Annotated in this window: 9 protein-coding genes; 3 read left to right on the top strand and 6 right to left on the bottom strand. The window is 62.6% G+C overall.

All coding sequences use genetic code 11. The annotated features are described in order from the left end of the window. Window positions 1-133: 133 nt before the first annotated feature. Genes Q7C33_RS18000 through speB form a run of 3 tightly spaced genes read right to left on the bottom strand, consistent with a single transcriptional unit; the run spans window position 134 to window position 3,097 of the window. Window positions 134-1,678: a purine-cytosine permease family protein gene (locus Q7C33_RS18000; RefSeq protein WP_407683929.1), complete on the bottom strand. Its 1,545-nt coding sequence runs from the start codon at window positions 1,676-1,678 to the stop codon at window positions 134-136. 51 nt (window positions 1,679-1,729) lie between these two features. After that, window positions 1,730-2,137, bottom strand: a complete 408-nt coding sequence (locus Q7C33_RS17995; RefSeq protein WP_323154372.1) for a YybH family protein — start codon at window positions 2,135-2,137, stop codon at window positions 1,730-1,732. A gap of 9 nt (window positions 2,138-2,146) precedes the next feature. Then, window positions 2,147-3,097, bottom strand: coding sequence for an agmatinase (gene speB / locus Q7C33_RS17990; RefSeq protein ID WP_072341466.1), 951 nt, complete (start codon window positions 3,095-3,097; stop codon window positions 2,147-2,149). A 334-nt stretch (window positions 3,098-3,431) separates the two neighbouring features. Here speB and Q7C33_RS17985 point away from each other — a divergent pair, with 334 nt between their 5' ends. Both Q7C33_RS17985 and Q7C33_RS17980 read left to right on the top strand, forming a co-directional pair. Continuing rightward, window positions 3,432-4,325 carry a LysR family transcriptional regulator gene (locus Q7C33_RS17985; protein ID WP_217860087.1) on the top strand — a complete coding sequence of 298 codons (894 nt, stop codon included), beginning with the start codon at window positions 3,432-3,434 and terminating at the stop codon, window positions 4,323-4,325. A gap of 2 nt (window positions 4,326-4,327) precedes the next feature. Beyond that, window positions 4,328-4,924, top strand: a complete 597-nt coding sequence (locus Q7C33_RS17980) for a tRNA-uridine aminocarboxypropyltransferase (RefSeq protein ID WP_407683883.1) — start codon at window positions 4,328-4,330, stop codon at window positions 4,922-4,924. Window positions 4,925-5,073: 149 nt separating this feature from the next. Here the strand turns inward: Q7C33_RS17980 and Q7C33_RS17975 are convergent, their stop codons facing one another. The 3 genes from Q7C33_RS17975 to Q7C33_RS17965 form a co-directional block, all read right to left on the bottom strand. Next, complete coding sequence (locus Q7C33_RS17975; protein WP_407683882.1) at window positions 5,074-6,438, bottom strand: HlyD family type I secretion periplasmic adaptor subunit; 1,365 nt, start codon at window positions 6,436-6,438, stop codon at window positions 5,074-5,076. Between the two features lie 196 nt (window positions 6,439-6,634). After that, window positions 6,635-8,794, bottom strand: coding sequence for a type I secretion system permease/ATPase (locus tag Q7C33_RS17970; RefSeq protein ID WP_217860085.1), 2,160 nt, complete (start codon window positions 8,792-8,794; stop codon window positions 6,635-6,637). A 19-nt stretch (window positions 8,795-8,813) separates the two neighbouring features. Continuing rightward, entirely contained in the window at window positions 8,814-10,172 is a 1,359-nt protein-coding gene (locus Q7C33_RS17965; protein ID WP_198797189.1) for a TolC family outer membrane protein, read from the bottom strand. Window positions 10,173-10,625: 453 nt separating this feature from the next. Between Q7C33_RS17965 and Q7C33_RS17960 the strand changes: the two genes are divergently transcribed. Further along, window positions 10,626-11,992, top strand: a 1,367-nt coding sequence (locus tag Q7C33_RS17960) for a retention module-containing protein (RefSeq protein WP_407683881.1), incomplete at its 3' end; no start/stop codon positions are given.

Below are 11,992 nucleotides of genomic sequence, written 5' to 3'. Positions count from 1 at the left end.
TTATAGGAAGTCGAGATGGCGCCATGGACAGATGGAGTTGTGGCGAGGGGATTTAGCGAAACGTCGCACCGCCCCGCTGGGCTGCGAAGCAGCCCCAAAACAGCCAACTCAATCTATCAGGCACACCGAGATGTCAGGGTTTGGGACCGCTGCGCGCTCCAGCGGGGATAAATCCCCTCGCCACAGGTCCAGCGCTCGGCGAGACAGCATCCTTGCTCCGCGGATCCTGCGGCCCATACACCGCCGCAGGTTCCGGAAACAGCCCCAGCAACGCCAGGTACACCACCGACGCCAGCCCCAGGGTCACCGGCAGGCTGATGTCGATCCCACCGGCCAATTCCCCTAGCGGGCCGACGAATTGCCCAGGCAGGTTGACGAAGCACAGGCCGACCAATGCGCTGGGAATCCACGCGCCCAATCCGCGCCAGTTCCAGCCATGGCTGAACCAGTAGCGCCCGCCGGTTTCGCCGCGGGTGAACACCTGCAGGTCGTCCGGACAGTAGAAGCCACGGCGCACCAGCAGGCCGATGATCATGATCACCATCCACGGCGTGGTGCAGGTGATGATCAGCACGGCGAAGGTCGACACGCTTTGCACCAGGTTCGCCGCGAAGCGACCGATGAAGATGAAGGCAATCGACAGCACGCCGATCAGCAGCGTCGCCTTGACCCGCGACAGCAGCCGTGGGAACACGCTGGACATGTCCAGCCCGGTGCCATACAGCGACGTGGTGCCGGTGGACATGCCGCCAATCACCGCGATCAGGCACACCGGCAGGAAGAACCAGCCCGGCGACACCGCCAGCAGCCCGCCCACGTAGTTGTTGGCCGCGATGTAGTCCGGCGCCTTGATCGCCACGATGGTGGCAGTGGAGAGGCCGAACAGGAACGGGATCAGCGTCGCCAACTGCGCGGCGATCACCGCCAGCATGATGTGCGGCTTGGGCGTGTTTCGCGGAATGTAGCGCGACCAGTCACCCAGGAAGGCCCCGAAGGAAATCGGGTTGCTCATTGCGACCAGCGCCGCGCCGATGAAGGCGGCGTAGAAGCCCGGTTGGCCGAGGGCGACCGTGCCGGCAAACTGGCTGTCGAAGCTCGGTGCAAAGGCGAAGATGCCCAGCAGGAACAACAGGCTGGCGGCCCACACGGCGATGCGGTTGACCCACAGCATGAAGCGGAAGCCGTAGATGCAAACGGTCAGCACCAACAGGGCGAACAGGCCGTAGGCCAGGCCCAGGCTCAGGTCGGTTTCCGGCACGCCGACCAGCCGCTTGGCGCCGCCGATCAGCGCATCGCCCGAGCTCCATACCGACAGCGAGAAGAACGCGACGGCGGTCAGCAGCGACAGGAACGAGCCGACGATTCGCCCGTGCACGCCGAAATGCGCACCGGAAGACACCGCGTTGTTGGTGCCGTTGAGCGGACCGAACAGGCCCATCGGCGCGAGGATGATCGAACCGACCAACACGCCCAGGACGATCGCCCAGACCCCGGCCTGGAAGGATAGGCCGAACAGCACCGGGAAACTGCCGAGCACGGCGGTGGCAAAGGTGTTGGCGCCGCCGAAGATCAGTCGAAACAGATCGCCCGGGCCGGCGGTTCGTTCATGGTCCGGGATCTGCTCGACCCCGTTGGTTTCAATCTGCGTAAGGCTTTTATCGTTATTGTTATGCATGATCTGCTCCGATCATCGAGGCGCGTTCATCGTGCGTGAACGTCGCCTGCTTGGCTAAGGGGGTGGCAGCCCTTCCGGCATTGCGGACAAATGTTCATGACAGGCCAGCCATAGGCCTTGTTGTTCTTGGCGAAACACAATGGTTTCGCGCTCCTGGCTAAAGTGAAGCTCCCCTTGCATGCGCAGCTCAGTGGCCACGTCATGGATGAAAATCGCCACGTCCCCTAGCAGGCTGACGAAGGCGTTGCTCGAGGTGCAGCTCAACACCTCGAAGCCATCCTCGGACCGCCAGCGATCCCACAACGCCTGGTAGGCATCGCGGGACAGCAGGGGCTGTTCGAGGGTGTGGAACACGAAACTCGCATCGACCGTGAACGCACCGAAATAGGCGTCGCGGTCATTGCGGGCGAAGGCCGACACCAATTTTGCGGCGGCCTTGAGGACTTGGTCTCGATCGTTCATGGCCGCGCCTCAGCGATGAACCACGCCGGGCAGTACGCAGAGCATCTCGTACAGCAGGTTGGCGCCCAGCAGCGAGGTGTTGCCGGTGGTGTCGTAGGGCGGCGAAACTTCTACCAGATCGCAACCGACCAGGTCGAGGCCCTGGCAGCCACGGACGATTTCGATTGCCTGGATAGTGGTCAATCCACCGATTTCCGGGGTGCCGGTGCCTGGCGCCCAGGCCGGGTCGATGCCGTCGATGTCGAAGCTCAGGTACACCGGGCCGCCGCCGACTTTTTCACGCACTTCAGCCATCAGTGGGGCCAGGGATTTGTGCCAGCACTCTTCAGCCTGGACCACGCGGAAGCCCTGGTTGCGGCTCCAATTGAAATCCTCGGCGGTGTAGCCTTGGGCGCGCAGGCCGATCTGCACCACGCGGTCGCAATCGAGCAGGCCTTCCTCCACGGCGCGGCGGAAGGTGGTGCCGTGGGCGATTTTCTCGCCGAACATGTGGTCGTTGACATCGGCATGGGCGTCGATGTGCACGAGGCCGACTTTGCCGTGTTTCTTGTGGATCGCCCGCAGGATCGGCAGGGTGATGGTGTGGTCACCGCCCAGGGTCAGCGGGATGACATTGTGTTCGAGGATCTTGTGATACGACTCTTCGATGATCCGTACCGCGTCCAGCAGGTTGAAGGTGTTGATCGCCACGTCACCGATGTCCGCCACCGACAGCGAGTCGAACGGCGCGGCACCGGTGGCCATGTTGTAGGGGCGGATCATCACGGATTCGGCGCGGATCTCGCGGGGGCCGAAACGGGTGCCGGCGCGCAGGGAGGTGCCGATGTCCAGCGGCACGCCGACGAAGGCCGCGTCGAGGCCGGCGGCGGTTTGCAAATGGGGGAGTCGCATCATGGTGGCGATGCCGCCGAAGCGCGGCATTTCGTTGCCGCCCAGTGGTTGGTGAAGAATCTTGTCCACGGGTAGGGCCTCATCGTTGTTTTATTTATCAGGGGCCGATTCTGCGAAAAGCCGTTGCCGTGAAGAATCGCTGGCGGCAAATACTTAGTTCAGATTTTTCTAAACTAATGGCGGGCGGGGCGATAGACTCCGCGTCTGTGCAGTCCTGGGGCAAAAAGCCCCCTGTGGCGAGGGGATTTATCCCCGCTGGGGCGCGAAGCGGCCCTAAACCCTGATATCCCGGTGTATCAGGCAGATTGAGTTGACTTTCTTGGGGCTGCTTCGCAGCCCAGCGGGGATAAATCCCCTCGCCACAAGAGCGCTACCAAGCCCTGAGTATTTTGGAGACCCCCCAATGGCCAACCCTCTACCCGACCTGAAGCTGCTGCGCATTTTTGTCAGCGTGGTCCGGCACCAGGGGTTCGCCAACGCCCAGCACGAGCTCAACCTTTCCACGTCCGCCATCAGCACCTACATGAGCCAGCTCGAATCGGCCCTGGGGCTGGTGCTCTGCCATCGCGGCCGGGGTGGGTTCAGCCTGACCAGCAAAGGCGAGTTGTTCCATCAGGAAACCTTGCGCCTGCTTGGCGAGCTCGAAGGCTTCGAGCAGTACGCCGCCGCCCTCAAGGGCGAGTTGCGCGGAACGTTGAACCTGGGGGTGATCGACTCCACCGTCAGCGACAAGGCCTTGCCGTTCGCCGAAGCCATCGGCGCGTACAGCCAGGAACATCCGGCGGTGCATCTGCACCTGTCGGTCCTGAGCCCGTATGAACTGCAACTCGGCGTCCAGGACAACCGCCTGGACCTGGCGATCGGCGCGTTTTCCACGCGCATGAGCGGGCTGGTCTACATGCCGTTGTACCGTGAGCAGCACTGGTTGTATTGCAGCAACCGCCATCCGCTGTTCACTGAACGGCGCATTCCCGAACAAGTCATCACCCAGCAGCGGATGGTCGGGCGCGGTTACTGGAGCCAGGCCGAATTGGCCCGTCATGGCTTCAAGCACAGTGCGGCGACGGTGGAGAGCATGGAGGCGCAGTTGATCCTGGTGCTGTCAGGCGCCTACATCGGCTACCTGCCCGAGCATTACGCCCAGGCCTGGGTCGACAAGGGCGACTTGCGCGTGCTGTTGCCGGCGACGTTTGGTTATCAGGCGCCGTTCTCGATGATCGTGCGCCGTGGCCGCAGCCGCGAGCCGCTGATCCAGACCTTCCGTGATCTGCTCAAAGCTCAACTGAACCAGGCGTGACCATGTCCAGAATCCAATGCCCGCGTTGCCTCAGGCCGCAAAGCCACTGCCTGTGCCCGTTGATCCCCAGCCTCGACAGCCGTACCCGCGTTCTGCTGTTGCAGCATCCCAGCGAAGTGAACCATGCCTTGAACACCGCGCGGCTGGCGGCGTTGGGGCTGACGAATGCCGAGTTGATCGTGGGCGAGGTGTTCGAGGATTTGCCCCGGCTGCTCAACCAACCGGGTTACCGGGCGCGTTTGTTGTTTCCCGCTGACGATGCACAGCCAATCCAGGCCTATGGCGCGTCCGAAGAGCCGCTGCTCTTGGTCGTTCCCGATGGCACCTGGCGCAAGGCGCGCAAGATTCTGCACCTCAATCCGCTGCTGGCGGCATTGCCGAGGGTGACGTTGGTTGATGGCGGCCTGTCCCGCTACCGCTTGCGCAAGGCGCCAGGGCCGGGGGCGCTGTCGACGGTGGAGGCGATTGTCCAGGCGTTGCAGGTCCTGGAGGCACCGGCGAGTTTCGAGCCGCTGCTGAGGCCGTTCGAGGCGTTGATCGAGGGGCAGATTGCGGCGATGGGGGAGGAGACGTTTCGGCGTAATCATGCTGAGAAATAGGTGGTGTGGTTGCCGGCCTCATCGCGAGCAAGCTCGCTCCCACAGTTGATCTCCAGTGCACTCAAGGTTAGTGGTCACCACAAATCCAATGTGGGAGCGAGCTTGCTCGCGATGGCGATAGCCCAGACACCGAAGATCCCAGCCAAAGCCTACCGCTCGCGCATCGCCTCGGTCCGTGCTTTCAACACCGGCTTGAGCAAGTAATCCAACACACTTTTCTCCCCAGTAATGATATCCACCGTCGCCACCATCCCCGGGATGATCAGCAACGGTTTCGCATCCCTGCCCAAATGGTTCTTGTCGGTACGCACCTGGATCAGATAGAAGCTGTTGCCCTTGTCATCGGTGATGGTGTCGGCGCCGATCAGTTCGAGCTTGGCGCTGAGTCCGCCGTAGATCGTGTAGTCGTAGGCACTGAACTTGACCATGGCTTTCTGGCCTGGATGCAGGAATGCCACGTCCTGTGGGCGGACCTTGGCTTCGATCAGCAAATTGTCTTCCAGTGGCACGATCTCGATCATGTCGCTGCCAGGCTGGACCACGCCGCCGATGGTGTTGACCTTCAATTGCTTGATCACCCCGTGCACCGGCGAGACCACGGTGGTGCGGGTCACGCGGTCGTCGATGGCGATGCTCGTGGCGGTGATTTTTGACAGCTCGGTGCGTTTCTCGTTGAGGTCTTTCGCGGCATCGGAGCGGAAGGTCTGTTCCGATTCGTCGATCTTGCTCTTGATCTCGTTGATCGCCGATTCGGCCCGAGGGATCGCCAGTGTGGTGGCGTTGAGCGAGCCGCGGATTTCCACCGCGCTGCGCTTGAGCCGCAGGATTTCGACGGGTGAAACCGCCCCGGTGCGCACCAGCGGCGCCGACATGTTCATTTCTTCTTGCAGCAAGGCCAGCGCCGAGCTGAACTGGCCTTGCTTGGAGCGAAACTCTGCGAGTTCCTGGGTTTTTTGCCGCAGCTGTTCGGTCAGCGTCCGCTGCTCGCTGGCCAGGCGTCGCTGGCGTTGCTCATAGAGCGCGCGCTCGTCCTCGGCCACCTGCGGCGCCTTGCCGGTCACTTCGGTGGACAACTGCAAGGGCCGTCCTTCGGCCTCTGCCGACAAGCGTTCGACCTGTGCCATCAACGCATAACGATCCGCCTCGCTCTCGCCCTTGTTCGACAGGAACCGCGTGTCGTCCAGGCGCAGCAGGGTGTCGCCCTTGTTCACCATCTGGCCTTCGCGCACGAAAATCTCGGTGATGATGCCGCCTTCGAGGTTCTGGATCACCTGGATCTTGCTCGACGGAATCGCCTTGCCTTCGCCGGTGGTGACTTCCTGCAACACCGCCAGTTTGGCCCAGACCAGCCCGCTGATAATCAGCCCTGCGGCCAGCCACACGGTGACGCGCGACCGGCGCGGCGAGTCCTGCAGCGTCGCGCCGGCGGTTTCCGGCATGAACTCGCTTTCGGCGCTTTTGCTGAAACTGCCGAAGTAGCTTCGGGCGGCTGAATCGGGTGTTTGAGCAGACATGGGGCGGTACCCGTTGGTTAATTGTTATAGATCCGGTGCGAGCTTTTGTGGCGAGGGGATTTATCCCCGCTGGGCTGCGAAGCGGCCCCAAGACAGTTGCCTCAGTCTGTCTGGCACACCGAGGCACATGGTTTTAGGACTGCTGCGCAGCCCAGCGGGGATAAATCCCCTCGCCACAAGGGATATGTGTTGGTATTTAAACCGCCGCTGAGCCCACCCGTCCCTTGCGCAACGCCTCGATCACCGCATCCTTCGGCCCGTCCGCCACGATCCGGCCGTTATCCAGCACCACCAGCCGATCCACCAGGCTGAGCATCGAGGTGCGGTGGGTGACCAGCAGCACGGTCTTGCCCTGTACGTGGGTATGAAGTTTCTGCCGCAGGACGTCTTCGCTGCTGTTGTCCATGGCGCTGGTGGGTTCGTCCAGCAGCAGGATCGGCGGGTCGAGCAACAAGGCCCGGGCCAGCAACACGGCCTGGCGCTGGCCGCCGGACAGCAACTGCCCGCGCTCGCCCACCGGACGATCAAAGCCCTGCGGATGTTGGCGCGCCAGTTCGGTGACACCGGTCAGTTCCGCCACTTCCAGCATGCGTGCGTCGCTGATGTAGCGGGCACCGAGGGTGAGGTTGTCGCGCAGGCTGCCGGCGAGCAGCGGCAGGTCATGGGCGACGTAGCCGATCTGTTGGCGCAAGTCGGCGACGTCCAGTTGCCGCAGGTCCAGGCCGTCCAGCAGCAACTGGCCTTCCTCCGGCGCATAGAAACCCATCACCAGCCGCGCCAGGGTGCTTTTGCCCGAGCCGCTGCGGCCGATGATCCCGATCCGTTCACCCGGCTTGAGGCTAAAACTGACGTTCGCCAGTGCCGGGGTGTTCTGGCCGTTGTAGTGGAAGGTCACGCCGCTCACGTCCAGCGCGCCTTGCAATTGCGTGCGATCAAGGGGCCGCTGCTTGGCATCGCGCTCCTGGGGCAAAGCCATCAGGGCATCGGTGCTGCGCATGGTGAGCTGGGCCTGCTGGTAGCGGGTGATCAGCCCGGCGATCTGGCCCAGCGGCGCGAGGACCCGGCTGCCGAGCATGTAGGTCGCCACCAGCGCACCGACGCTGAGGTTGCCGGCGATGATGCTGTAGACCCCCGCGACAATGGTCGTCATGCCGGCCAGTTGTTGGAGGAACAGCGTGCCGTTGGTCGCCAGCGCCGAAAGGTTGCGCGCGTGGCTGTCGAGGCGGGTGAGGGCGCCGTGGGTGCTTTCCCACTGATGCTGGCGCTCGCTTTCGGCGCTGCAGGCCTTGAGGGTTTCCAGGCCGCCGAGGGTTTCGATCAGCAGGGCCTGGCGCTGGGCGCCCAGGGCCAGGCTTTTCTGCACGGTGTCGCGCAGCCGCGCCTGGATGATCATGGCGAAGACAATGGTGATTGGAAACGCCACTACGGGAATCACCACCAGCCATCCACCCAACAGGCCGATCACCACCAGCATCAGCAGGGCGAAGGGCAGGTCGATCAGACTGGTGAGTGTCACCGCCGTGAGAAATTCTCGCAGACCCTGGAAGTCATGGATGCTCTGGGCAAAGCCGCCGATGGTCACGGGCTTGGCTTTCATCGCCATGCCGGTGATGCGTTCGAACAGGGTCGCCGAGAGAATCACGTCGGTCTTCTTGCCGGCGGTGTCCAGCAGATGGGCCCGCACCACTCGTAGCACCAGTTCGAAACCGGTGCCGATCAGCAGCCCCACGGCCAGCACCCACAGCGTTGATGTGGCCTGGTTTGGCACAACGCGGTCGTAGGTCTGCATGACGAACAGCGGCACCATCAAGCCCAGCAGGTTGATCAGGAAACTCGCCAGGATCGCGTCGCTGTACAACCAGCGCGACAATTTCAAGGTGTCGCGAAACCACGCTTCGACCCGCGGCACCAAGGGCGCGCGCAGGTCTTCGAGTTCGTGACGCGGCCGGGCGAACAAGGCCTGGCCGCTGTAGTCGATGGTCAGCTCTTCACGGCTGACCCATTGTTCGCCGCCATCGGCCTCGCTGGGCAGGATCAGCGCGCGACCGTCCTCGCCCCAGCGCCGCAATATTGCGCAGCGGCCCCCGGCGAGGATCAGCATCACCGGCAGATTCAGCGCCGAGATGTCCGCCAGGTCGCGACGCAACAGCCGCGCCTGCAAACTGGCCCGGGCCGCTGCACGCGGCAGCAGTTCCAGGCTCAAGCGTTGGTGCGCCATAGGAAGCCCGGCGCTGAGGCTGGCGCGACTGACGGTCGCGCCATGGAGTTTGCAGAGGATCAACAAGCCGTCCAGCAAGGGATCATCGAAGTTCGAGCGCGGGTCGGCGCTCGGGGTGGTGGGTTCCATGCTGGTCAAGTCGGTCGCTCCCACGGGATTACTTCAGTTCCGGCAGCCGTGCCTGGTTCTTGACTTCGGTCTGCGCGACCGCATCGGCCGGCAGCACGATCCGTTGCTTGTGCAGCAGCAGGCCCATGTTCGCCAGCACCCGGTACATCGAAAACTCCTCGGTGTAGCGCACCTCGGTGTAGCGACGGTTGGCGTTGTACAGCTCGTTTTCGCTGTCGAGCAGGTCGAGCAGGGTCCGTTGGCCGAGGCCGAATTGATCCTGGTAGGCGGAGCGCACGCGGGCGGTGGTGTCGGCGTATTCACGGGCCGTCGGGGTCTGTTTGCGCGCATTGAGCATGGCGTTCCAGGCCAGGCGCGTGTCTTCGTTGAGCTGGCGCAGGGCGTTGTTGCGGATGTCCATGGCCTGGTTGATCTGGTGCGCGTTGGACGCCAGCCGCGCCTTGTCGCTGCCGCCGCGGAACAGGTTGTAGTTCATTACTACGCCCAGCCGCCAATTGTTGTCGTGACCTTCTTCACCGCCGATGTTGTTGTTGGCGCCCACTGCCGCCTCGGCGTCGAAGCGCGGGTAGAACGGCGATTTCGCCACTTCATATTGGCTTTCGGCGGACTGGATGTCGGCCTGGGCCGATTTCAGGTAAGGGTTGTTATCCACCATGCTTTGCTGGGCTTCGCGCAGTTCGGCAGGGATCTCGCCTTTGGTGGACGGCGGTGTTTCCAACTCATCGGGCATGCGCCCGACCACGCTATAGAAGTTCGCCTCGGCGTCGGCCAGGTCGACCTGGGCGGTGTCGTAGTTGTTTTCCGCCAGGGCCCGACGGGCATTGGACTGATCGGAGTCGGCGGTGCTACCCACCCCGCGCTCGGTGCGCAGGCCGATCTGGTCGTTGACCCGCAGGTGCGCCTGCAAGTTGTTCTTGGCCAGGGTCAGCAGCTCGCGGCGCTTGAGGACTTCCAGGTAGACCTCGATGGTGCGCAGGGCCAGGTCTTGCGCGGTGCCCTGGGCGTAATAGGCCCGGGAATTGACCACGCCCTGGGTGCGTTCGACTTCATTGGCGGTGTTGAATCCGTCGAAGATCATCTGCCGCAGGCGCAGCTCCGACTGGGTGTAGGTCAGGATGTTCGTGTGATGGTTGCCCAGCGCCCGGGTATTGGTGTTGTCGCTGTAGCCGCGACCATATCCGGCGTTCAGATCCACTGACGGATAAAAGCCCCCTCTTGCCACTTTGACGTCTTCATTGGCCGACAGGCGGCTGTCCACCCGTTGCGCCAATTCGGGGTGCGTCGCGATGGTGCTCTGGATGGCTTCGGTCAACGACATCGCCTGCGCCTGAGAAGAACAGGCCATGGCCAGCAAAACCGCGCTGCAGAGGGGTGTAAGAACGCGCATGGGGTGTATCTCCTGAGGTCTGTTGTGCTTCGTTGTCGCCAGAAAATTGACGTTTAAAAGATCAAAACCGTTTCAACCTTGTAACAACACAGCTAAGAACATCCTGTGGAAAACCTAAGAAGAATTTCTCATAACGCTTATTTCGAAAAAAACTTATGTCGTTAAAAAAAACCGGCACATTGTTCAGAGCAGGAGCCTTTGTATTTAAGGGTTCTGACGGTTTTAAGACGTCAATAAAAAGTTCCATTCAAATTTTGAAACGACGTGAAGAACAGCAAAAAAGTTGAAAAACGGGGCGGTTCAGGGTGACGGTTTTTTGTCGTTATGGCGAAGCGCTAGCGTCGCCAGGCCCCGTGAAAGCTGGCAGATTTTCCAGATTCTGACGGTCGACTTGAGCGTGACTTCTTCACCCAGACAGATGCCGACCACGGGTTGGCAACGGAGGGAATGCACATGGCAGCGCTCATCGGTACCGTCAGCAAGGTGGTAGGGCAGGTTTTCGCGGAGGCCGCCGGTGGGGTGCGACGCCCATTGGTCGAAGGTGATCGTTTGTATGCCGGCGAGCACTTGGTCACCGGGGCCGAAGGCGCAGTGGCCGTGCATTTACAGAACGGCCACGAATTGACGTTGGGGCGCGGCAGCGACCTGACCCTGACCCCGCAATTGCTGGCTAACCAGGCGCCGCATGTCGACACGCCTGAAACCGCAGCGCCGAGCGACGCGCAACTGACCGATGTGCAAAAGCTGCAGCAAGCCATCGCCGCCGGCGCCGACCCGACCCAGGCGGGCGAAGCCACCGCGGCGGGGCCCGGCAACGCAAGCGCGGCGGGAGCCTTGGGTGGCGGTCACAGCTTTGTGTTGCTGGAGGAAGTCGGTGGACAAGTCGACCCGCAGATCGGCTTTCCCACGGCGGGGTTCAATGGGATTCCGGAGTTTCCCCAGCTGGAATTGGCGGCCGATCCGGATAGTAATAACGACGGCATCGTCCCCCCCGTAACGCCCGAGACCCCGGACAACCCTGTCACCCTGGATGGCCTGACCGTGGACGGCGGCGAACTGACCGCCAACGAAGCCAACCTCGCCGACGGTACCGCCAGCAATCCAGGCGCGCTGGTGCAAAGCGGTACGTTCACGGTTTCTGCGCCCGACGGGCTGAGCAGCCTGAGCATCGGTGGTGTCAATGTGATTACCGGCGGCGTGCCCGCAGGTTTCCCACAATCCGTCACCTCGCCCTTGGGCAATACCCTGACCGTCACAGGCTATGACCCGGCCACTGGCGTCGTCAGCTACAGCTACACCTTGAACGACAACGAAACCCATCCGGCGGGTGACGGTGCCAACAGCATCAGCGAGCAATTCCCTGTGGTGGCCGTCGACACCGATGGCGACACCGCCAACGGAACCTTGGACGTCAACATTACCGACGACGTGCCCCAGGCGATCGACGACAGCCACGCCAGCACCGCATCGGAAACCCTTGTCACGCTCACGGGCAATGTCTTGCCCAACGACCACCAGGGCGCTGACCGAATTCCCACCGGCCCCGACAGCGGGCCGATCATTGGCGGCACCTTCACCGGCACTTATGGGACCCTGGTCCTCAATCCCAACGGCACCTACACCTACACGCTGAACACCAGCGATCCGCAATTCGTCGCGTTGCACGGCGGCGGCAACGGCACCGAAACCTTCACCTACACCCTGACCGACGCCGACGGCGACACCAGCACCGCCAACCTGGTGCTGCAAGTCCACAACAACGACGATCCAGTGATCATCAACGGCCTCGACACGGAAGGCGGCGAGCTGACGCTGCAGGA

Source organism: Pseudomonas sp. BP11-1-1 (assembly GCF_052112105.1).
GTDB classification, from domain to species: Bacteria; Pseudomonadota; Gammaproteobacteria; order Pseudomonadales; family Pseudomonadaceae; genus Aquipseudomonas; species Aquipseudomonas alvandae.
Note: the sequence above shows the minus strand (reverse complement) of the source record. Positions and strands in the feature narration are given on the sequence as shown.

Excerpts from the sequence above, each read along its gene's own strand:
- Q7C33_RS17975 (WP_407683882.1), bottom strand. The coding sequence starts at position 6,438 with ATGTCTGCTCAAACACCCGATTCAGCCGCCCGAAGCTACTTCGGCAGT.
- Q7C33_RS17965 (WP_198797189.1), bottom strand. The coding sequence starts at position 10,172 with ATGCGCGTTCTTACACCCCTCTGCAGCGCGGTTTTGCTGGCCATGGCC.
- Q7C33_RS17980 (WP_407683883.1), top strand. The coding sequence starts at position 4,328 with ATGTCCAGAATCCAATGCCCGCGTTGCCTCAGGCCGCAAAGCCACTGC.
- Q7C33_RS17995 (WP_323154372.1), bottom strand. The coding sequence starts at position 2,137 with ATGAACGATCGAGACCAAGTCCTCAAGGCCGCCGCAAAATTGGTGTCG.
- Q7C33_RS17985 (WP_217860087.1), top strand. The coding sequence starts at position 3,432 with ATGGCCAACCCTCTACCCGACCTGAAGCTGCTGCGCATTTTTGTCAGC.